This is a genomic window from Erysipelatoclostridium sp. MSK.23.31 (assembly GCF_019125875.1).
Lineage (GTDB): Bacteria > Bacillota_I > Bacilli_A > Erysipelotrichales > Coprobacillaceae > Thomasclavelia > Thomasclavelia ramosa.
In genome coordinates this window covers 72211-94944 of record NZ_JAHOCB010000006.1, presented here as the reverse complement: position 1 = coordinate 94944, position 22734 = coordinate 72211, and the positions used below count along the sequence as shown (strand labels likewise).

The window sequence follows — 22734 nt, the reverse complement described above, 5'->3', positions numbered from 1 at the left end:
TGCACATCTATTATCCCAAATCTTCACCATTAGTTTCAATAACTTTTTTATACCAATTAAATGATTTTTTCTCTCTTCTTGAAAAATCACCTGTTCCATCATCATATCTTTCAACATAAATGAAACCATAACGCTTAGCATATTCTCCTGTTGATGCAGATACCAAATCAATACATCCCCATGGTGTATAACCAATTAAATCCACACCATCTAGAATTGCTTCATGCATTTGTTCAATGTGACTTCTCAAATAATCAATCCGGTAATCATCATTAATTGAACCATCTGCTTCGATTTCATCATATGCTCCTAGACCATTTTCAACTACCATTACTGGAATTTGATAACGATCATAGATTTCATTTAGTGAATAACGTAATCCTTTAGGATCAATTTGCCATCCCCAATCAGATGCTTTTAAATATGGATTTGCTACACCGCCTAAAATATTACCTTCACCAGCCCCTTTAGTTGGATCGGCTGTTTGACATACTGACATATAGTATGAGAATGTATAGAAATCAACTGGTCCAGCTTTTAATATTTCTTCATCCCCAGGCTCCATCGTTACTTCAATATTATTTTCTTTAAAATAACGCTTCATGTATGTTGGATAATATCCACGGCATTGAACATCACTACAGAAATAGTTCATGATATGATTTTGTTGTTGATTTTTAATGATATCATCAGGATCACAAGTTAATGGATATGATGTTGCATAAATCATCATATTACCAACTTTATAATCAGGATCAATTTCATGGGCTAATTGAACTGCTTTAGCACTAGCAATAAATTGATGATGCAATCCTTGAAAACGTAATTGGGGATCATCAACCTGATTTGTAAAATCAGTGCTTTTTTCTTGTTCATTTAAAATTCCTTGTGATAAAAAAGCTCCCATTGGCATCGTTGCGCTATTAATTTCATTAAAAGTTAACCAATATTTTACTTTACCTTTATAGCGTTCAAAAATAGTTTTACAATAATTCATGTAATAGTCAATCATTTCTCGTGATGCCCAAGCATTGCATTTCTTTGTTAAACCAAACGGTACTTCATAATGTGAGATTGTGATCAATGGTTCAATATTATATTTTAAGCATTCATCAATTAAATCTTCATAAAATTTTAATCCTTCTTCATTTGGTGTTGTTTCGTCACCATTAGGAAAAATTCTTGTCCAAGCAATTGAAAAACGATATACTTTAAATCCCATTTTAGCAAATAAAGCAATATCTTCTTTGAAACGATGATAATGATCAATTGCCATATGTGATGGATAGAAAGTCCCTTCTTCTAATGTTGGTGTAATTCTTTTACTTTGAGTATGGCTTCCACCAGTACAAATGTCAGGGCATGAAATTCCTTTTCCACCTTCGTTCCAACCACCTTCTAATTGGTTAGCAGCAGTTGCACCACCCCATAAAAATCCTTTTGGAAAACTCATATAATACCTCCTTGTTTATGTCATGTACATTTTAACTGATTATTCAGATATTACAAAATTTTTTTCAACTCTTGAAAAAATTGTTATTACTCTTTTTATTAGTTAATGCCCAGGCACTAATAAACGAAGCAATTGGAACAGTTAATACGATTCCTAAAGTACCAGCAATTCCTTGAGCAAATTCTATTGCAATATAATTAGAACTTAATAGTTGTTTAATGTCGACATTGTATGAAAATAAGACTAATAATGAAACAAATGCACTACCAGTAAATGCTAAAATCAAGGTATTTGTCATCGTACCAATCATATCTTTACCAATTTCTATTCCTGAATCAAAAATTTGTTTTTGAGTCAAGTTTGGCTGATGATGAAATAATTCTGATAAGGCAGAAACAATTGACATTCCAACATCCATAATTGCCCCTAATGATGAAATTAAAATCCCTGCAAATAAAATATCTTTAATCGATAATCCCGTAGCTTGATTAATTAACACAAGACTTTCTGCCTCATCAACACTAAAACCATTAACTTTTAGTACTAATGACATTAAATAAAATCCCCCTGCCGATAAAACTACCCCTAAAACTGTTGCCACAATTGCACTGTAAGTCTTTTTAGAAGCACCATTTAACAACATTAATGTAACAATCGTTGATAAAGCAACACAGATAATACTCATTAATACTGGTGAGTAACCTGAAAATACAGTTGGCAGTAATAGAAAAATTACTAAATATAATGTATAAGCTAATCCTAAGATTGCTTTAACCCCTTTTCCGCGCCCAATTGCAATGATAACAAGCAATAATACACAAGTAAAAATAATCATTCCTAAGCCACGATCAAAATTATAAACCGTATAATACGAGTCTATTCCATCTGGTTCATCAGCTGAGATAATCACTTTCGAGCCAATCGCAACTTCAACATTATGAGCAGCTGTTAGATAATTATCGATCTCTACTCTTTTTCCTGCACTTTTTCCTTCAAGAATCTCAACCACAACTACTTGTTTTCCAAGATTTATTTTTAAATCTTGATCATATTCAAGATTACTGCTCGTTATTTCTACTATCTTCCCGCTAACAAAATCAGTTGAATCGTTATTAACCCGAGAATAATCCTTAGCTAAATATTGATTAAAAAAACCAGCTGCAATTATCGTAATGAGCATAATGATAATAACAACACGATTCTCTTTTAATTCATTAAATATCTTCATAAATGACCTCTAATAAAAGTTAGTGGTAATCAATGATTACCACTAGTTATTTTAACTTTTCTTCTTTTTTTGATTTATAAGCAACTAATGAACATCCCAAAGCTGTAAACAATAATGTTCCCCAAGCAATAAGATTACTATTATCACCGGTTACAACCTTATTATTTGTCGTTGTAGTAGAATTATTTGTATTTGATGGCTTAACTGTTGGAAGATTAGTATTTGAACCATTACCTGTATCTGGCTTTTTATTTTCTACATTGTTAACTAAAACAAATTGTCCTAATGAAGCTGTTTCAATAATAATCCGTCCATCTTTAATTGTATATGTAATCGAATTTAGTGTTATATCATTGTTTTGACTATCTTGTACTTGATAGATCAATAACTTACTAGCATCATATCCCTCTGGTAGTGCTAATGATAATTGAACCTTTCCTAATGGATTTATAATATTTCCATTTTTGATTAGTGATAGATCAAATACTTTAAAATCCTTATCACTACCTAAAATAGTATTTAAGGTATTTTTAATTCCTTGATATAAGTCACCCTCATTCACTTCAACTGCTGATAAAGTACTGTTTTTTTCAACTGTTCCTACTGGAGCAACTACTCTAATATCATTTGCTGTTTCTTCTGGTACTAATGTAATTTCTTGATTGTTTGTTTCAACTGATTTATTAATAGTGAATTCATCTAAAGTTGACCATTGATTATCATTACTGTTGTATAAATAAGTTGTTACTTTAAAACTATTTTCACTAACTTCAATATTTGAAATTGAACGTTGTTTTGATTGATCCATTTTAGCAACAAAGTCAGTACTAATATTAGTCTTGATATCATAATACTTGCTGCCACTTGCTGAATTGGCAGTTAAATATAAGATTCCTTCAGGATCTGTTACACTAGTTAAATCCTCTGTTTCTTGACTAACTTTCATTCCTTTCATCATATTACTACGTACATAAACATGGTCATGTCCCATTAAAACAACATCAATACCTAAATCATCAAATACAGGTGTTAATTCTTCACGACGTTTTAAAATAGAACTCTCTACTGAATGAGAAGCAACTGAATAAACTGAGTGATGGAAAACAACTACTTTCCAACGAACATCTTGATTTTCCTTAATTGCTTCTTTCATAAATGCTTTGTGTTCTGCGGTACTTGTATTATTTGTATTGATATTCATAAATAAAGTATTATTATAAACATACCAATAATCAGTTCCTGCTGCAGTTTCCCCTTTAGCAGTTTCATTTGGCAAATTGAAATGTTGTGTATAAGCATTTGAACTACTATCATGATTTCCGATTGTTGTTGCCTGAGGTACACTTGTTAATTCTTCATGATCTAAGTAGCCACTGTATTGATTCTCGTCACTTGCAGTATTAACTTGGTCACCAGCTGAAAGAATGAAGTTTGGATTAAACTTATTAATTGAATCACTTAATGTTTTATCCCATCCTTCTGTATCTTTTGAAGCACTACCACTTGCTCCAATTTGTGGATCACCTGCAAAGATGAAGTTATAACTTCCATCAAAATCTTTAGTTGTGAAATCATAAATTTTGCTCACTTGATCACCATTAACAACGCGATATACATATTTAGTATTTTCTTCTAAGTTAGCCAATGTTGCTTGGTTATAGTAAAATCCCTTATCGTTTGCCTGATTATTCGTAGCTTCAACCGTTGTAAATTGACTTGGGAATTCACCATTGATCATAGCTCCTGCTTTAGCCAGCTGAACAGTTCCCGAAGTATTAGTATTAGCGTACCAGGTAAGATTCATTCTTGTTTCATCTTCACCGATAGTTAAATTAAGCGCCTTTTGTTCAACTGTTGTTTCTTCTTGGCCGTAATCAACTTGAAGATTATTAAACTCAAAATAGATATCTGAACTGCTCGCACGACCCTGATGTAATTCTACAGCAATCGTATTTTGACCAGTCTTAATAACATCTTTTAACTGTTCTTTTGTTAGTGAAATAACTCCTTCTTTAGGATTACTAGCATTTGAACCGCCATAAGACATGTTTGATTCAAAGCCACCCTCTGGTTCATCAAACGATGCTACCTTAACACCGTTGATATAAACAATTGCTGCATCATCATAATAGAGTTTCCCACTTAGACTACTGAAATCATCTAAATTACTAATATTAACTGTAGTTCTAAAGAAGAATGCTGGAATATCATCTCCATTAACTCCATTAATATATTGATTTAATAAAACTGTTGGTACAAAACCATCGCCTAAATCTTCTAATTTTCCTTTTTTTGCACCAAATTTTCCAGCTTCACTTTTCCACTCTGAATCGTTATAATCTGCTTTTGTCCAGGCATAACGGTCAGTTTCAGTTCCCGGATCAACATTATTGTCTAAATATTTCCATGTTGTTGCCGTACTAATCAATTGCGCTGAATCTCCAATTTTTGTTGTTTCAGCATAAGTTGGTGTAACTTGATAATCTTGCGCTACATATCCAGCCGACATCAACAATGCTAATGTCGCCATTGAAACTTTTAAAACTTTGTTTTTTTTCATTGTCTATTCCCCTTTATTTTTAACACCAACATCTTATCATTCATAAAATATAACAACAATACGGTTTACAAAGACTTAATTAAATTAACACAATATCTATTTTAGATACAAAAACTAAAAAAACGTTACCCAAAAAGTAACATTTCCTTAAAATATCCTCTATTTTTTTACATCTGCTTTACCTAAATGAACATAATATAATTAGTGATATATCATTATAATATATAATTATTATCCTTATTTTTTAATACCGCACAAATTCATTTCATTTACAAAAAACTGCATACCCGATTTTCCTCAAAAATTTTCATAATCTCATTTTTCACCTCGACTAATGATGGTAATACAGCAGATGTACGAGCTAATACTTCTTTACAATCAGGAAGATAATCTGGAATACAAACCACTGGAATATTAGCGGCATTTGCTGCCAATATTCCATTTGTTGAATCTTCTAAAACAAGAGCATGATCAGCCGCTATTTTAAAATATTTTAAAACTTTTAAAAAAATTTCCGGATCTGGTTTACCATGTTCAAGATCATCACCGCCAACAATCAAATCAAAAATATTCTTTAAACCAGCTAAAGCTAAATATTCATTAATCTTACTATAGGCAGAAGAAGATGCAACTGCTATTTTTATTCCTTTATTCTTTAAATATGTGATTAATTCAAATAAGCCAGGTTTAATTACGATCCCATGCTTATATAAATAATCGCTTCTAAGTTTTTTTGATAATTCATGAATCTCTTTTGCTGGACAATCTTGACCAAATTTTGATTTCATCAAAGCATAATGATCATTGGCATTGATTCCAATCAGCTTATAGCGAAATTCTTCTTCAATTATGTATCCAAATTGTTTAGCCGCACTTGCAAAACAGACTGCTCCCAATGGTTCTGTATCAAACATTAAACCATCCATATCAAAAATCACCAATTCCAATATCATTGTTTTATTTAGTGATTATCTTTTCAATTTCTAATTTAACTTCATTCAATGAAGGTAATGTGGCATATGTTAATTTAGTAATATCTTGACCATGTTTAACTAAGTCAGGTACACAGATCACGGGAATATTTGCATTATGAGCGGCCATGATTCCATTACGAGAATCTTCTAAAATCAAAGCTTCATTTTTTTTCAACTCAAAGTGTTCAAGCACTTTTAAAAAGATCTCCGGATCCGGCTTACTATGTTCAACCATATTTCCAGCAATAATGTAATCAAAGACATTATCAAATCCAGCAAGATGATTATACTCATCGATTGTCTCTTTACTTGACGATGATGCTAAAGCAAGCTTAATTTCTTTTTTTTGTAAATAATTTATTAATTCACATAAACCAGGTTTGATTATCATTCCATTTTTTCTTAAATAAGCCATTCGTGTTTTACGTGATTCTTTACTAATTAGATCATAAGGATAATCAGCACCAAATTTTTCTTTAACTAATTTTTGGTAATCATTAGCATTCATGCCAATTGAACTTAATCCAAATTCTTGATCAATAACATAACCAAATTTTTGAGCTGCATTGATTAAACAATCCATTCCAATTTGTTCAGTATCATACATTAAACCATCCATATCAAAAATCACTAATTTTAAATTCATCATTCTTCCCCCAATATAATAAAAGAGCGTTTTTTCGCTCCCTTATCTTACTATATTTTCTTTAATAATACAATTAACTTAAATCATCACCATTAGAGGCAATAACTTTTTTGAACCATTCAAATGATTTCTTTTTAGAACGTTTTAAAGTTCCATGACCTTGATTATCTTTATCAACATAGATAAAACCATAACGTTTCTTCATTTCGCCAGTACCTGCTGAAACAATATCAATAGGACCCCAGTAAGTATATCCAATCAAATCAACACCATCTTTAATTGCTTCCTTTAAAGCTTCGAGATGATCTCGAATATAGGCAATTCGATAATCATCATTGATTGAGCCATCCACTTCAATCTGATCAATATTTCCCATTCCATTTTCTACAATAAACAAAGGTACTTGATAGCGATCATAAAGCTCATTGCATACATAACGTAATCCTAAAGGATCAATTTGCCAGCCCCATGGTGTTTCTTTTAAATATGGATTAGCTTTTCCAATGACACCGCCAGTATTACCTAAAATTGGCATTCCATCTTCATATGTTGTTGTTCGATAATAACTAAATCCTAAATATTGTGAAGGGTAATCTTTAATTAATTCAAAATCTTCAGGACGTGTGTCCAACTGAATATTATTTTCCTCAAAAATTCGTTTAATATAACTTGGATATTTACCTCTAATCATCACATCACTGAAAAATAATGAACGACGACGTAAATTATAAGCACCCATTACATCTTCAGGTTTACAAGTAGCTGGATAAACACCACTTAATGACAGCATACAACCAATCTTTGCATCTGGAATAATTTCATGACACAGCTTATTTGCTCGACTACTTGCAACAAACATATTATGAGCCGCTTGAAATTTATCTTGTAGATTACTATCATGACGGATTGCTCCAGCAGCAAAAGGAATCGTATGAACATTATTTATTTCATTAAAAGTCATCCAATATTTTACTAAATCTTTATAACGATTAAAAAGTGTTCGACAATATTTTTCAAAAAAACAAATCAGTTCTCTAGATTTCCAGCCACCATATTGTTCTACTAAATGTATTGGTGTTTCATAATGTGAAATCGTTATAACTGGTTCCATTCCCAGCTCCAGCATATAATTAAACATTTCCTCATAGTAATTTAACCCTGCTTCATTTGGCTCTTCATCATCACCATTAGGAAAAATACGCCCCCATGAAATACTTGTTCTAAAACAATTAAATCCCATCTCACTCATCAATTGCAAATCTTCTTTATACCGATGATAAAAATCAATGGCCTCATGACTAGGATAATATTTACCAGGAATAACACGATAGTCAGGTACATTGATTAATCCTGTACTAACGTCAGTAACATTAAGCCCTTTCCCATCTTCATCATAAGCCCCTTCAGCTTGATTGGCAGCAATTGCACCACCCCATAAAAAATTCTTTGGAAAGTTCATTGTATAAATTCCTCCTTGATATTACTATCTTAGCATTATCAATTTTAAAAATTATTCTTTTTCATATTTATAAAAGGCTTTTCAAAATATGAAAAAAGTGTCACGGTTTATATGGGAGAGGGGCCGTGACACTATACATGATATTATATCAGTCTTAAAAAAAGTTGTCTAGACTATTTCAATAAAAAGGAGTTAGGACTGGGATGTCCTAACTTTGTGGGGAGGGAAGAATAAATTCTTCCTTCATTTTGTGCTTATGCACATTTGGGATAAAGTGGTTCATTACTGAACCGCCCTTATAATAGCATATAAATTTCAAAAAGGAAATTTATTTTAACACAAATTTAACAAATATTGATAATATGGTAATATTTTTAACTTGAACACCTTAAAAATGTATTTAAATTATCGCCAATTACTACCATCACATCGCTTCAAAAATTCATTAATTAAATAGTCTAAATGCTCTTGATTTTCTGTTCTAACCATGTAAACATGATTACCCATCGCTGCACTTAAAACTTCAGGGACATCAACATCAAGCATAATATTTCCACCGAACTGACTAATTAACTGGTCATGATCAAACATATAACCAATATCATTACGACGACCAATATATGCAACTAAATATTTCTGCTTTAGTTCTATAAAACATTTATCATAAATTACCATATCAGCCCAAATTGTATAAACGTCACTTTCATAACTGAAATTTATCATATCTGGCATATAAGCCCCCGGAGCTCGCATATTGACTTCTAAACCAACTAAATCACCTTTTTTCCCTAAACCTTCTTTATCTGAATCAAGTCTGAAAAATTCGAAATGGAAAAAACGACTTCTTGTATCAAAAGCTTTAACTACTTTCGTTCCAATTTCTTCTATATCACTACCAGCAACAAAACGATTACAAAAAGCAGTGTCACAATGCTCATTTACATTATCCATAATTGAATTTAACATAATCGTGCTATTGGCGATTAAAACATTTTTATTACTGTCGGTAATTCCGTCAAAAGTTTCAACATGTCCGTTGACATATTCTTCCATAATATAAACACGCTCATCTTTAGTAGCAAAAAAATATTCTAATTCTGCTTGATTATTCAGTTTATAAGTAGATGTAGCTCCAACCCCATTATCCGGCTTTACCACAACTGGATACCCGACCGCATCAATAAAATTCAAAGCATTTTCAAAAGTATCAATTAGACAATATCGTGCCACATTCAAACCAACACTTTCATAAACGGCTTTCATCTTTGATTTGTATTTCATCACTGCCAAATCTTCAAATTTAGTACCACTGCATATATTAAAATCACTGCGAATTCGTGCATCAGTCTCCAACCAATATTCATTTTGACTTTCAACAAAATCAATTCGACCATACTTACTAATATAATAAGCTACCGCTTTATATACTTCATCATAATTTTCCAAACTATTAACACGATAATACTCACTTAAACTTTCTTTTGTTTCATTGCTAATCTCACTATATTGAGCATCTCCAATTCCTAAAACATTTACTCCACGGTTTTTTAATCGAGAACAAAAGTTATGAAAATATAAAGGAAAATGCGGTGAAATAAATACTACATTCATATGTAATTCCCCCTATAAAATATGATTTATAAAATACGGCAATTGAATTTGCCACCAGTCCCAATCATGATTAACATCATATCCCCAATAATCAATCCAAGCTGGAATATCCTTATTCTCCAATAATTCTTGCATACGATGAGTTGAATAGATCATTTCATCTTCCCAGGCACCTTGACCACAGCATAGAATAATATCACAATGGCGGTACATTTCTACATATGGATGATCATATGACATTCCTTCTAAATATTGAATAGGACTATTATTATAAAGTCTCTCATCATGATAATTACCAAAAAATAAATCACTATCATAATATCCACTCAAACAAATGCATCCTTGAAATATATCAGGTCGCCTAAACATAAAATTAGCTGCATGAGTCGCTCCCATTGAACATCCTGTAGTATATATTTTTTGACCAGTACCATTAATATCAAAAATTCTTGGAATTAGTTCATTCATAACATAATAGTACCACTGCTCCATCATATAAGTACGATGCGGTCCATTTCCGCCTTCATCAGACCAACATTCCCCATCAATACTATCTAAACAAAATACTTGTATTGATCCCGCTTCGATCTTGTCTGCAATCACACTTACCATACCAAAATTCTCAAAATCATAAAACCGACCATCTTGAGCAGGAAAAACTAATAGCGGAATGCCGGTATGCCCATAGATTTTAAATTCCATTTCTCTATTTAAACAATTACTATATTCTTTAAAATATTCAACTTTCATTAACAGACCTCCTTTAATACCTTATCAATAAAATCATTTACTTCATCCATTGTTTCAAAGCGAGCAGTATATGTATAATTTCCCATCGCTCCTGATAAAATATCCGGCATTCTTTCGTTCATTACAATATGATTACCATACATTGCCATCAAAGCATCATCGTTATAATAATATTTCTTGCCATCACGGCGTCCACAATAGATACAATGATAGGAACGATTAGTATAATATTCACTATGATTGTATGTGACCATATCTGCATAGATATTATAAACATCAATATCATTAGCCCAGTTCATCATATCTGGCGTATAACCACCAGGTGGTCGCATATTAACTTCTAAACCAATAAAATCACCTTTATTTCCTAAGCCAGGTCGATCTTCTAATAATTGAAAGAACTCACAGTGAAAGAATCTAGCGTTCACTGGAAACTCCTTTACTACACTACGCCCTAATTTTTGTAATTCCTCAGGAATTTTTCGCAAAGAATAATAGTGAATATTACTATGATTATTAACTACATCCATAATTGAATTAGGAAAAACATGTGATGTTTCAAATAATACCTGATGCTCATTATTAGCAATTCCATCATATGAAAGAATCAAACCATTAACAAATTCTTCCATAATATATTGGGTAATATGATCAATATTATAGAACTCCTCTAACTCTTGATCATTATTAATTTTATATGTCGCAGCTGCTCCAACACCATTGTCAGGTTTAACAACAACGGGATAACCCACTTCACTTATAAACTTCCTACCATTTTCTAAAGTATTGACAAGATGATAGCGAGCTGTTTTTACCCCAGCTTTTTGATAATAAGCTTTCATTCCTGACTTAGTTTTAAAAATCTTGGTAATATCTTCTTTCATCCCCGTATTGACATTAAAATCTGTTCTTAATTTGGCGTCGAGTTCTAACCAATATTCATTATTTGACTCAAGCCAGTCAATTTTTCCATATTTACTTGCTAAATATGCTACACAACGATATACATTATCGTAATTTTCCATGTTATTAACATAACAGTATTCAGTAACTGAATTTTTAAGTTCTTCACTAATACTTTCGTTTGGCATGTCCCCAATTGCCAAAACATTAACACCATGGTTTTTCATTCGATCACAAAAGTTCCAATAATTCTTGGGAAACATTGGTGATATAAATAAAAAATTCATCAAACCCCTCCTTTATTGTATACAATGACTTTTCATTGCTTAACATAATTATAACATACAAGTTAAAAACATGTTTAAAATATATTAAATCAATCTTTATAAACAAAAAAATCATCAATTATTATAATCGATGATTAATTTATTTAACTGGTTTTAAAGAATTCGCATTAGCTTCAATAACTGCATAAGTATGTCTTATACCACTCGTGTCGTTCTCACTTTTTAAAACAGCTTTGGCTGTTCCGGTATATTTTGAATAATTTCCCTCTTTAATACCTCCAGTAAAAATATAACGAGTTATTTGAAATTCTTCTTTAGTTTCAGCCATTTCATTTGTAATCCGTTTGCTTGAAACCGTTAAAGTAAATGTTGCGTCAGATCCATCACCATTTTTACCATGATCATTCACATAAATTCTAAATGAACATAAACTAATATCAATTCCCATTTCTTTTAGTTTGGCTTCATATTTAATACCAAAATTCGGTCCATTAGAATCCATTACAACTTTTCCACTCTTGCTGAAATATTCTTCCCACATATCACCAAACAATATTAAAAAACCCCGTCGGACACGATCAGCGATATTATCCATATAATAGACTTCGTCTTTAGATATATACAATTTACCATTTTCATATATAACATAACATGAACCATCCTCTACCTTATAACAAAAGAAACCGACATCATCACGTGTATCATTAGGATAGATACTGACCAGCTCCCCTTTCAAGGCCGTTCTTTTTAAAATTTTACCATCGCTATCTTTTAAGGCAATATCATCTAATTTTGTCGCTCCATTGACTTCACTACATAATTTTTTGGCTTCAACTTGTGCTGCAGTCAATACTTTATCACCCTCAGCTAAATATATTTCCTCGTTACTATCACGATAATAATTTGTTAAAGCAGGCCAGGCTAGAGCCGCTAATATCGCAAAAATCATCAAAACAACAACTATTTCAATTAATGAAAAACCTCTCTTGCCTTTCATTCTCTAGCCCCCTTTATAATTTATTGTAAATACTGTTTAAACTCTGAAATATCACTAGCACACTTTTTAGCTGTATCTAAAGTTATTTTTCCTTCACGCACTAGATTTGCAAGAGCATGATTTAAAGATATCATCCCTTCTTTTTTACCCGTTTGAATAACAGAATTGATCTGGTGGCCTTTATTATCACGAATTAAATTTCTAACTGCATCATTAGCACGCATTATTTCTACCGCAGCAACTCGTCCTATTCCGCTTGCATGAGGTAATAAAGTTTGTGTAATTACCGCATTTAAAACACCTGATAATTGAGTTCTAACTTGAGCCTGTTTATGCTGAGGAAAAATATCAATTATTCGATCAATTGTCTTAGCTGCCCCAATCGTGTGCAACGTTGAGAAAACTAAATGACCAGTTTCGGCTAATGTAATAACGGCACTGATTGTTTCGTAATCACGCATTTCACCAACTAAAATAACATCCGGGTCTTCACGCATAGCAGAGCGTAATGCCATATCAAAATCTTTTACATCTTCACCAATTTCACGTTGATGAATTAATGCTTGTTTCTGTTTATAAACATATTCAATTGGATCTTCAATTGTTAAAATATGACAATTTCTCTGTTTATTCACTAAATCAATCATTGCTGCTAGAGTAGTTGATTTACCACTTCCTGTCGGTCCTGTTACTAAAACTAAGCCTCTTGGTTCCATTGCAATCTGATTTAACACGGTGGGCATTTCTAATTGCTCTAATGTTAAAATTTCATCATTAATAACCCTAATTGCAGCACAAATATTAGTTTGTTCATAATAAATATTGACCCGATAACGTTCCTCCCCAACATGATAGACAAAATCTGCATCTTCATGACGATCAACATTATCAATCAATCGTTTTGGAATTAACTCCATAATCATTTTGATTAATTCATTTTGAGGAAACTCAATTGGATAATCTGCCAATAAACCATCCTGACGAACCTTTATTCCTGTATTAGCACTAATATGAATATCTGAACATTTATTATTTCGAGAAGCTTTTAAAATTTCATTTATCATTATTTTCACCTAATCACTATATACCTTAATTTTATTTAATTCTGCGACTGTCGTAATTCCATCTTTAACTAATTGTACCGCTTGATCTTGCAATGTTTCTAATCCTTGTTCTAAATTTAAATACTCTTTGATCTCGTCGATTTCAGCCTTTCTAGAAATCATCCTTCTTACTGTCCCATCAATTAAAATAATCTCATGAACAGCAATTCGTCCCTTATAACCCGTATTATTGCAATATGGACAACCTTTACCAATTGAAACTTTTTTAATATCTTCACCAACAGCAATCTTATCACTAGCCTTCGCTGGTACTTCTTCTTTGCATTTCGGACAAATTGTACGTACTAATCGTTGTGCTACAACCCCTACTAGTGAATTAGCGACTAAGTACGGCTCAACTCCCATATCTTCCAAACGAACGATTGCACTGACTGCATCATTCGTATGCAATGTTGACAATACTAAATGTCCTGTGATAGCAGCTCTAACTGAAATTTCAGCAGTTTCTGCATCTCGGGTTTCTCCAACCATAATAATATCTGGATCTTGACGCATTAATGATCTTAACCCGACTTCAAAAGTTAATCCCGCCATATTATTAACCTGTGTTTGATTAATTCGCGGTAAGTTTTTTTCAACTGGATCTTCAATCGTTGAAATATTGATTTGCCTTTTAGAAATTGATTCTAACAACATATAGAGAGTAGTTGTTTTCCCACTCCCAGTTGGTCCTGTTACATATATGATTCCATGTGGCATATTGATCATACTTTCAATCTTATTATAATTATCAAGCGTCATTCCGTAAGTATCACTTCGTGTAATTGGAGTATTTGAATTTAAGTACCGCATAACGATTTTTTCGCCAAATACGGTAGGAATTACAGATACACGCATATTTAATTCCAATCCCTCTACTCTTCCTACAAAATGACCATCTTGGGGTAATCTTTTTTCAGCAATATCAAGATTAGATAGAATTTTGATTCTTACAATAAGTGAATTTTGAATATTTTTTTGTAGTGTCAAATAATCCACCAACATCCCATCGACCCGCATTCTTATAATTACTTTATCTTCAAACGGTTCAATGTGAATATCACTAGCATTATTGACATATCCTCGAGATAATAACGTATTAACTAGTTTTACAACAGGTGTATCATCTTCAGATTCATTGAAGAGATCAAGTGTATCTTCAACAACAATAGTATTTAACTTAATATCATCTGCAATATCTAATGCTGCAACATCATTATAATAACGATCTATCGCTTTAGATACCTCTGCTTTAGTTGCTAAACAAACATTTAAATGCATTCCAGTAACAAGACGTACATCTTCAATTCCATAGAAGTTCAATGGATCACTTGTTACAATAGTTAATTGTTGATCAGTTAAATCAATCGCAATAATATTATATTTATCAGCCATTGCACGCGGTATCTTTTGTACTGCATCTATATCAACCTTTATTTCGCTTAATTCAATTAACGGTTCTGCCAACTTATCGGACAAAGCTTCTAACATTTGATATTCACTTACAAATCCCAGATCAATTAAATGTTGACCTAAGCGTTTACTTCGATTAGACTTTTGCGCTTCTAATGCCACATTTAATTGCTCATCATTTATATATCCATATTCCTTTAATACTTCACCAATTGGTATATTCCTCATATATTTCGTCCTTCCTATCAATACATAGAATTCTTTTTATTAAAATAACTATATGGATTATCAATATCAATTCTATTTCCATTAATATTTGTACCATTGACTAGGTCTATTGTCAGATCAATAGTTTTATTAAATGTAATAAATATTGATCTACCACCATTTGTAACATAAACTACATCATCTTTAATATACGCACTTTCCAAATACCAATCTCTTGAAATTATTTGCCAGCCAGATGATGCTGAAAGGCCTGGAGCACTGCCATCACCATCAAATACTTTTAAATAATATTGTTTTCTTCCATCAACATCCTCATATACCCAACTGCCTACAGGATACACAACTGTATTTAAATATGCTGGTATTTTGTTAATTTGTTCTTTAGTCAAACTATCTAATTTGTTCATTACCGTTTTTATTCTATTTTTTGTGCTTAACTCTAAGCAGTCATGTCCACTATCTGTAGTAGGATTCGTTGTTCCTAAATCTTCCCAATAATTTTCATGAATCCCATTCCATCCAGTAGGTCCATATCCAGAATCGCCACCTTTATTGTCTAATTGTTTTAAACACTTATAGTAATGTCCATTTTCCGGATAATAAATTACATCATTAACTGTATATGCACTAAATCTATCGTAATTTTTATCAATTTTTTTCCATTTTTGTTCTCTATCCGGTTCTGCACCGAAACCATAATTATTTTCTTGAGTGATTAATTGCCACCAATAACCTTTATAATAAACAAAATCACCAATCATATAATGTCTTTGAACTCCATCAAATACACCTCTATTATTATAAGTATTTATACAATGTACTTGATCAGCTACTGTAATATTATCATTACTTTCATCAGGTTCTTCTACATCAGGCTTATCATTAGTATCTATTATATTTATCCCCTTGATATAATAAATCCTATACGTATCATTTACTTCGACCTGATTTGATGCACTAACTAAATAATCTTCTCCTCCAGCCTCAACTTTTAATTTCAAATTATCAAAAGAATAACTTTTAGCAGTACCATAGACTAGCTCACTTTTTTTATTAAAATCATACTTTACATCTAGACGATACCCGTCATACCCCTTAACCTTAATTGACACGGTATAATTATCATAGTATTTATCATCAAACACCTTTATTCCATCACGATATAATTTACCATCAATTATTGATAAATAGTGCCATCCTTCTCTTTCATACGGTGCCTCGTTATCGATTGCTAAATCTGTAACATAATTAATTTCATTATCAACATACTCAGCAATTCCATCTAATTTTTGTTTATTTTGATCGCTTAATTTTTGATCTCGAAAAAAATTAAGTGATGTAACAAGAATCGAGCCAACGATCGTCAAGAGGACCGTAGAGATCAATAAAACAACTGTGACTTCAATTAATGTCATACCATTATTATTCTTAAATTGTTTCATCTTAATCTCCCCTTCCCTCTTTATTTCTAAACTATGATTACTTTATTTTTACCCACTGACTTTGATCAGATAAATTTATTTTTTCGCTAATACTACCATCAAATAAACTATCTACAGTTGCCTTAGCATTACTGAACCCTGCCACATCCACATAGCTGTTTTGATCACTTGTACCAAATGCAAATACTTTATAATACCAGCTGCCACGAGCATAAATCAAATTAGTTCGCCATTGTGTTCCACCACTAATTCCTGGTAACTCTGATGCCATTAAAAAATAGCCATCCTCGCTATCAATTCCAACTTGCCAGATACCGCCACAAAAATATGGTTTAATATATAGTGTTTTATCACCGATACGGGCCTTTTTCTCATTTTGATTAGTTGCGGTTTGATGAACCTCATCAAAAATCCGATTACATTCATTAATAATATCCTGTTCTAATGTTAAGTGCGCAGCCCCATATCTATTATAGTAATAATAGCGATAACAGTCGTTGTTTTTATACCAGCCATTATACGATGCCACATCAATTCCTTGCTCTGCTATCCATTCATCAAATTGTTTAATAGTTGTAAACGAAAGTACACTATCTAAAAAATCATTACAATTAGCTACTGTTTGTGGCGTATTTGAAAGATTTATGTTATTAAAATTCAATTTTGATAACATAGTTTGACTATCTTTTTTACTTGTAGCATTACTCTGATTTGTCTTAACAGTAATAACTTTATCAGCAACTTTAATAATAACCTTAGCGTCTTCATTAGAAACATTAATATCTTTATCAGTATTCTCATTTCCTAATAAGGCAGCATACTGTTTATTAGTTATATCTTTATACCGAGTACTATCAGCAAAAACATTTGCAGCAGTAGAAAAACCAACCAGCATTATTAATGAGGCAATTGAAATTATTGCCAAAGCTACTATTTCTTCTACTAACGTCATTCCTTTATTATTTATCATGCGGCTTCACCTCCGTCATAATTAATAACTTTCCATATACCGCCTATTTTTTGCATTACTGCTTGAACATTACTGGTACGATCATTATATTCATAAGTAATCTCAATATATATTAACGGGATTATCTTTTTATCATTATCCTTTTCTTGCTCTTTATCTACAATATGGATAACCGCTTGGGATACTTCTCCTTTAGCATTTGGTAAGCTGATTTCAGGATAAATGTTATCTTCAAAAGCACTACTTTTAGGAATTAAATCCGTTTCGTTATCACCAATTGCTTTTATAAGTGAATCTAAAGCACTCTTTGCATATAGATCACATTGTAATTGATTTCGATTATCGATCGAACGATTATAACTTGAATAAGCAAATGTTAAAGAGGCCCCTATAATCAATAATAATATCATTACGATCATTACCGCCCATGTAAGCCCTGAGCCTTTATTATTCTTAATCATATTTAGCCTCCTTCATATCATTTTTCAATCATATATAAATTATATGTTAAAATTGTATATTCTTTAGTACTATCCCTATTATAAGTGTACTGTAATTGAGTTAATGCAACTCCTGTATTTTCAGATATCTTACCTATATAACGAGCAATGTTTGTAGGGCTTCCTGCAACCTTTTGCTGCACATTTGCAACTAACGTTTTAGGGTTTTCTTCTTTTTCTTCGCTCTTATTTGAAGTTGTTTCGCTTTTACTGTTACTTTCAGCTTTTGCTTCTTGTAAGGCCACGCTAAAAGATTTAATTTCTGTTTCACTAGCCTCATTGATTGTTAAATCAACTGGTGTTAGGTTATACTCAGCTGCCAATTCTGAAAAATAAACATCTATTTCATAATCATTCATAATCGACATAAATTTATTATGATAATCGACTAACTCATCTTTCGCTTTTTTAATTGCAGCATTAACATCTATATTAGTTTCATATACCGCCTTTTTACTTTCCAACTCAAATTCAAGATTATCCCGCTGTTGTTTTAATGTTGTATTTTTTGCCATAGCAGGAGAAATCATAAAATACCAGCCCACAACAACTACCATTAGTAATACTAAGATATAAATCAAGATTTGTTCACGTCTACTTAATTTATTCATTGATCCCTCCTCCTAAACTACAGATAACTGTCATTTGATAAACAACTACCTTTTCTGGGGTTGTACTAGGCATATAGATAGAACCAGAATTACTAGATTCATCTTCTTTTTCCACTTCTTTATAACCACTATATCTTACTTTTGTAAAAATATTTAGATCCATCAGGTTTTTAACAATTTGTTTTGTGTATGGAACTTGACTTGTTTCAATAACCAAGGTTAGTTCCTCGGTTGTTTGTTCATAATTACTTGAAGTAATTTTGCCTTGTAAAGCCGCTTTATAACAAGCATTATAAATATCTTCACTTAAGTTAGGATAAGAAGCAATATTAGCATTAACTTTTTTTAGATTATCAATTGTTTTTTGAATTTCTTGCAATGAAGCATATTTTTCTTCATAATCACTATCTTTATAACTTTTTTCTAAATCACTTATTTTTTGTTTAATTTCAGCAATATCATTTTTATAATTACCTTGTTTAACTTTTAAATAGCCAAAAGCACCACCTATAATGAATACTAAAACCAAAGGCAAGATAAGATATTTAAGGTATTCTTGGAAAATATTTTTTTTCTTGGTAGCTAGATAATATTGTTCCAGTAGATCAATATCTTTGCTTTTATTTCGCTTGAACATTATTATCCCTACCTTTCACATAAACTTCCAATAGCATAAACATACTTATGGAGTAAGAATTCCTTAGAGTTACCACTGTAATAAATCGTATTACTATTAGCTAAGCGCATTGCCCTTATATCGACACTATCACTTACTACTTCAAATAGCATTTTTTCTTCATAATCATCCAATCCACAAAAATATACTCTTTCAATATTTTGATTATAATCAGCCGTTTTAATAAACTGCTTAAACTTAATTAAAATATTGCTTACTTCCATAGTAAAGGAACTGCTTCCTCGCTCAGAAAACAATCTTGAACGGTTCGAGAAAACATACTTACCTTCCTCAAATAAATATAAAGCTATATCATTACCATTAATCACCGCAATAACAAAGTTTCTTTGAGAAAGTCTGATAATATCTTCTATTAACTTATCGATTGCATTAAGAGAAATATCAATTGCAGTTATTTCAATCCCCACATCATCAAAAATATTTAAATAATCTTCTATCATCTGCTTTTTCATTGCACAACAAAGAATCTCAATCCCTGGTTTATCTACTAATTTATCTTTTAAAATTGTATAATCATAGATCAAATCATGTTCACCATTTTCTAAGCTATCAATTTCTTCTTTAACGATTGCATGTATTTCTTTATCCTTGATCTTAGGAACAATTAAATTCTTATGCACGATTTGTCCACTATCAATAACCAGCTTACAATCACCAATTCCTTTTTTATTAATTATGCGCAATACATCTTTTAAAGCATCTTCATCCATGATTGCACCATCAAGCATAGTCCCCTCAGGTAATTGATAATCTTGAAAATCACTAATATCAATTTGATTACTGCCATTACATACACCACTGACCAATTGTGCACTCGTATTCGATAAATATATTATATTTTTCATAAAGTCCCCCCTACATACTTCCAACATTTTGATACATTGAATAAATTGGTACTAACACAGAAATAATAATTACACAAATTACTACTGCTAAAACAATAATCATAGCTGGTTCCAAAATAGCAACCATTTTTTCTGACGCTAACATAGCTTCATAATCAAAATCATCAGCTAGTGAACTCAGTAAGTCTTCAAGGTTTCCACTTTCTTCACCAATATATACACTTGAAGTTAATTTAATATCAAATCCATCAATCATTCCAATTGCAACTGACAATGCCTCACCATTTCTAACCGCTTTAATAGAGTTATCAAACTGCGTTTCAATATATTTATTACCAATCGTAGATTTTACGATCACCATTGCATTAACAATTGAAATCCCACTAGAATATAAAGAGCATAAAGTTCTTGCAAATCTTGAGGTATAAATTATTTTCATTAGTTTCCCAATTATCGGCATTTTTAATTTAAAGCGATCAAACTGATATTTAACTTTTGGTAATTGCAACAATGACACAATTATTAATATTAATACTAGGATGCCAATCAACAGTGCGTACCAGTAACTCATAATAAATTTACTAATTATAATATTGATTTCTGTTATTAATGGTAATTCCATTCCCTCAAACATACTAAAGAACGATGGTAACACAGCTGTATAAACAATCAATAAAACAACAATTGTAACTATTCCTAATATGACTGGATAAGTCATTGCTGATTTAACTTTATTTTTAATCTTATTATCATTTGTAAATTGATTATTTAAGACCATCATTGTATCTTGCATGTTCCCGCTCGCTTCACCAGATCTTACCATTTGAATTAATATATCAGGAAAGGCTTTCCCCTGTTCTTTTAATGCATCTGATAATGTTTGTCCCTGCTGCAATTTTACATATATATCATTATAAATCGCTTTTAGTTTCTTATTATCTTCACGGCTTGCTAAAATTGAAACCGTTCGAATCAGCGGTAATCCAGAATTCATCATTGTTCCAATCTCACGACAAAAATTAGCTAATTCCTTCAATTTCATCTTATAATTTTTAGTTTCTTCTTTAGTTATATCTTTATGAGAAATCAAATACATATCTTTAACACGTAAAAGCTGACTAAGTTCATGCTCATCCCTAGCCTCCGTTTTTCCTGTTATTTTCTTTGCGTTTATATCACGTGCTACATATTTATAAATTGCCATTTCTCTTCCTCACTTATAAATTAAAAAATGATAGATACACCCTAATTATTTCATTTCCATATAATAGTGCTATAAATATCCCTAAACACAAATATGGTCCAAAAGCCATGTGTGACTGCTCTTTTGACTTTTTTGTTACCATCAAATAACTAGCATAAATCCCCCCAGCTAATAGTCCAATAAAACCAGCTAATAAAGTATTTATCCAGCCAAGCATAAATCCACAAACAAACATCAGTTTCATATCACCACCGCCAAAACAGTCTGGTATGGCTAATGTCATTAATAACATAAACCCACTAACTGATGCCATTCCAATAACACGACTACTAATACTAATTTGAGGCTCTAAAACTGCACAGACAATAACTGGAGCAACCAAAGCAATAACTAATCCATTAGGGATAGTCATAGTATCAAAATCAATCATTGTAATCGTCAATAAAATCATTGCTAAAACAAAACTAACTAATGTCATCCAAGTAAAACCATAACGATAAAAGCATAACATTGCTAACAAACCACCACATAATTCAATTAATGGATACCGTGGGCTAATTGGCTCTTTGCAAAAGCGACATTTACCTTTTAGAAACAGCCAACTAAAAACAGGTATCATATCATATGGTTTTAATGTATTGTGACAACTAGGGCAAAAACTTCGTCCATTAACAAAATCCAAATCTCGAGGAATTCGATAAATTAATACATTGATAAAACTGGCAATACAGCTTCCCAAAATAAACATATAGATATAAGCTATTATCAAAAAATCCACATTTTCACCCCTTATCAAACTACTAAAATTATATCATAAATTAATCTTCCAACCTAACATAACATCATCTTGAAC

At 31.5% G+C, this 22734-nt stretch carries 20 protein-coding genes; all 20 read right to left on the bottom strand.

All coding sequences use genetic code 11. The features are described 5' to 3' along the window. Positions 1-10 precede the first annotated feature (10 nt). The 20 genes from KSU54_RS04820 to KSU54_RS04725 all read right to left on the bottom strand — a co-directional run bounded on the left by KSU54_RS04820 (position 11) and on the right by KSU54_RS04725 (position 22659). Positions 11-1453, bottom strand: coding sequence for a glycoside hydrolase family 1 protein (locus tag KSU54_RS04820; protein WP_003536136.1), 1443 nt, complete (start codon positions 1451-1453; stop codon positions 11-13). A 64-nt stretch (positions 1454-1517) separates the two neighbouring features. Further along, the gene (locus KSU54_RS04815; RefSeq protein ID WP_003536135.1) at positions 1518-2681 is read right to left on the bottom strand and encodes a YibE/F family protein; all 1164 of its coding nucleotides are present in this window, start codon (positions 2679-2681) and stop codon (positions 1518-1520) included. Positions 2682-2727: 46 nt separating this feature from the next. Further along, on the bottom strand, positions 2728-5241 hold the full coding sequence (locus KSU54_RS04810) for an FN3 domain-containing metallophosphoesterase family protein (protein WP_003536134.1): 2514 nt from the start codon (positions 5239-5241) through the stop codon (positions 2728-2730). A 269-nt stretch (positions 5242-5510) separates the two neighbouring features. After that, the gene (locus KSU54_RS04805; RefSeq protein ID WP_003536133.1) at positions 5511-6194 is read right to left on the bottom strand and encodes an HAD family hydrolase; all 684 of its coding nucleotides are present in this window, start codon (positions 6192-6194) and stop codon (positions 5511-5513) included. A gap of 4 nt (positions 6195-6198) precedes the next feature. Beyond that, entirely contained in the window at positions 6199-6861 is a 663-nt protein-coding gene (locus KSU54_RS04800) for an HAD family hydrolase (protein WP_022008080.1), read from the bottom strand. 73 nt (positions 6862-6934) lie between these two features. Continuing rightward, positions 6935-8320 (bottom strand): glycoside hydrolase family 1 protein, encoded by a 1386-nt coding sequence (locus KSU54_RS04795; protein ID WP_003536131.1) that lies wholly within the window; start codon positions 8318-8320, stop codon positions 6935-6937. Between the two features lie 405 nt (positions 8321-8725). Further along, a complete protein-coding gene (locus tag KSU54_RS04790) occupies positions 8726-9931 on the bottom strand; it encodes an ATP-grasp domain-containing protein (protein WP_003536130.1) in 1206 nt (401 codons plus the stop codon). A gap of 12 nt (positions 9932-9943) precedes the next feature. Next, on the bottom strand, positions 9944-10681 hold the full coding sequence (locus KSU54_RS04785) for an esterase family protein (protein ID WP_003536129.1): 738 nt from the start codon (positions 10679-10681) through the stop codon (positions 9944-9946). Then, on the bottom strand, positions 10681-11871 hold the full coding sequence (locus tag KSU54_RS04780) for an ATP-grasp domain-containing protein (RefSeq protein WP_003536128.1): 1191 nt from the start codon (positions 11869-11871) through the stop codon (positions 10681-10683). Before KSU54_RS04780 ends, KSU54_RS04785 begins: the two co-directional genes overlap by 1 nt. A gap of 139 nt (positions 11872-12010) precedes the next feature. Continuing rightward, the gene (locus KSU54_RS04775) at positions 12011-12868 is read right to left on the bottom strand and encodes a type II secretion system protein (RefSeq protein ID WP_003536127.1); all 858 of its coding nucleotides are present in this window, start codon (positions 12866-12868) and stop codon (positions 12011-12013) included. Between the two features lie 20 nt (positions 12869-12888). Then, the gene (locus KSU54_RS04770) at positions 12889-13932 is read right to left on the bottom strand and encodes a type IV pilus twitching motility protein PilT (RefSeq protein ID WP_008791315.1); all 1044 of its coding nucleotides are present in this window, start codon (positions 13930-13932) and stop codon (positions 12889-12891) included. Positions 13933-13941: 9 nt separating this feature from the next. Then, the gene (locus tag KSU54_RS04765; RefSeq protein WP_003536125.1) at positions 13942-15612 is read right to left on the bottom strand and encodes a GspE/PulE family protein; all 1671 of its coding nucleotides are present in this window, start codon (positions 15610-15612) and stop codon (positions 13942-13944) included. Positions 15613-15629: 17 nt separating this feature from the next. Further along, entirely contained in the window at positions 15630-17054 is a 1425-nt protein-coding gene (locus KSU54_RS04760; protein ID WP_003536124.1) for a type II secretion system protein, read from the bottom strand. A 37-nt stretch (positions 17055-17091) separates the two neighbouring features. Next, positions 17092-18024 (bottom strand): type II secretion system protein, encoded by a 933-nt coding sequence (locus KSU54_RS04755; protein ID WP_003536123.1) that lies wholly within the window; start codon positions 18022-18024, stop codon positions 17092-17094. Further along, complete coding sequence (locus tag KSU54_RS04750; RefSeq protein WP_003536122.1) at positions 18021-18485, bottom strand: hypothetical protein; 465 nt, start codon at positions 18483-18485, stop codon at positions 18021-18023. Before KSU54_RS04750 ends, KSU54_RS04755 begins: the two co-directional genes overlap by 4 nt. A 17-nt stretch (positions 18486-18502) precedes the next feature. Beyond that, a complete protein-coding gene (locus tag KSU54_RS04745) occupies positions 18503-19135 on the bottom strand; it encodes a type II secretion system protein M (RefSeq protein ID WP_003536121.1) in 633 nt (210 codons plus the stop codon). Continuing rightward, entirely contained in the window at positions 19128-19772 is a 645-nt protein-coding gene (locus KSU54_RS04740; RefSeq protein WP_117792422.1) for a hypothetical protein, read from the bottom strand. Before KSU54_RS04740 ends, KSU54_RS04745 begins: the two co-directional genes overlap by 8 nt. Before the next feature lie 8 nt (positions 19773-19780). Next, on the bottom strand, positions 19781-20677 hold the full coding sequence (gene pilM, locus KSU54_RS04735; protein ID WP_008791309.1) for a type IV pilus biogenesis protein PilM: 897 nt from the start codon (positions 20675-20677) through the stop codon (positions 19781-19783). A gap of 10 nt (positions 20678-20687) precedes the next feature. Continuing rightward, positions 20688-21881: a type II secretion system F family protein gene (locus tag KSU54_RS04730; RefSeq protein WP_003536118.1), complete on the bottom strand. Its 1194-nt coding sequence runs from the start codon at positions 21879-21881 to the stop codon at positions 20688-20690. A 13-nt stretch (positions 21882-21894) separates the two neighbouring features. After that, positions 21895-22659, bottom strand: a complete 765-nt coding sequence (locus KSU54_RS04725; RefSeq protein ID WP_009299990.1) for a prepilin peptidase — start codon at positions 22657-22659, stop codon at positions 21895-21897. Between the last annotated feature and the right edge of the window lie 75 nt (positions 22660-22734).

What these genes read in the sequence shown, in the direction of transcription:
- KSU54_RS04820 (WP_003536136.1), bottom strand. Translation starts at nt 1,453, where the DNA reads ATGAGTTTTCCAAAAGGATTTTTATGGGGTGGTGCAACTGCTGCTAAC.
- KSU54_RS04815 (WP_003536135.1), bottom strand. Translation starts at nt 2,681, where the DNA reads ATGAAGATATTTAATGAATTAAAAGAGAATCGTGTTGTTATTATCATT.
- KSU54_RS04810 (WP_003536134.1), bottom strand. Translation starts at nt 5,241, where the DNA reads ATGAAAAAAAACAAAGTTTTAAAAGTTTCAATGGCGACATTAGCATTG.
- KSU54_RS04805 (WP_003536133.1), bottom strand. Translation starts at nt 6,194, where the DNA reads ATGATATTGGAATTGGTGATTTTTGATATGGATGGTTTAATGTTTGAT.
- KSU54_RS04800 (WP_022008080.1), bottom strand. Translation starts at nt 6,861, where the DNA reads ATGAATTTAAAATTAGTGATTTTTGATATGGATGGTTTAATGTATGAT.
- KSU54_RS04795 (WP_003536131.1), bottom strand. Translation starts at nt 8,320, where the DNA reads ATGAACTTTCCAAAGAATTTTTTATGGGGTGGTGCAATTGCTGCCAAT.
- KSU54_RS04790 (WP_003536130.1), bottom strand. Translation starts at nt 9,931, where the DNA reads ATGAATGTAGTATTTATTTCACCGCATTTTCCTTTATATTTTCATAAC.
- KSU54_RS04785 (WP_003536129.1), bottom strand. Translation starts at nt 10,681, where the DNA reads ATGAAAGTTGAATATTTTAAAGAATATAGTAATTGTTTAAATAGAGAA.
- KSU54_RS04780 (WP_003536128.1), bottom strand. Translation starts at nt 11,871, where the DNA reads ATGAATTTTTTATTTATATCACCAATGTTTCCCAAGAATTATTGGAAC.
- KSU54_RS04775 (WP_003536127.1), bottom strand. Translation starts at nt 12,868, where the DNA reads ATGAAAGGCAAGAGAGGTTTTTCATTAATTGAAATAGTTGTTGTTTTG.
- KSU54_RS04770 (WP_008791315.1), bottom strand. Translation starts at nt 13,932, where the DNA reads ATGATAAATGAAATTTTAAAAGCTTCTCGAAATAATAAATGTTCAGAT.
- KSU54_RS04765 (WP_003536125.1), bottom strand. Translation starts at nt 15,612, where the DNA reads ATGAGGAATATACCAATTGGTGAAGTATTAAAGGAATATGGATATATA.
- KSU54_RS04760 (WP_003536124.1), bottom strand. Translation starts at nt 17,054, where the DNA reads ATGAAACAATTTAAGAATAATAATGGTATGACATTAATTGAAGTCACA.
- KSU54_RS04755 (WP_003536123.1), bottom strand. Translation starts at nt 18,024, where the DNA reads ATGATAAATAATAAAGGAATGACGTTAGTAGAAGAAATAGTAGCTTTG.
- KSU54_RS04750 (WP_003536122.1), bottom strand. Translation starts at nt 18,485, where the DNA reads ATGATTAAGAATAATAAAGGCTCAGGGCTTACATGGGCGGTAATGATC.
- KSU54_RS04745 (WP_003536121.1), bottom strand. Translation starts at nt 19,135, where the DNA reads ATGAATAAATTAAGTAGACGTGAACAAATCTTGATTTATATCTTAGTA.
- KSU54_RS04740 (WP_117792422.1), bottom strand. Translation starts at nt 19,772, where the DNA reads ATGTTCAAGCGAAATAAAAGCAAAGATATTGATCTACTGGAACAATAT.
- pilM (WP_008791309.1), bottom strand. Translation starts at nt 20,677, where the DNA reads ATGAAAAATATAATATATTTATCGAATACGAGTGCACAATTGGTCAGT.
- KSU54_RS04730 (WP_003536118.1), bottom strand. Translation starts at nt 21,881, where the DNA reads ATGGCAATTTATAAATATGTAGCACGTGATATAAACGCAAAGAAAATA.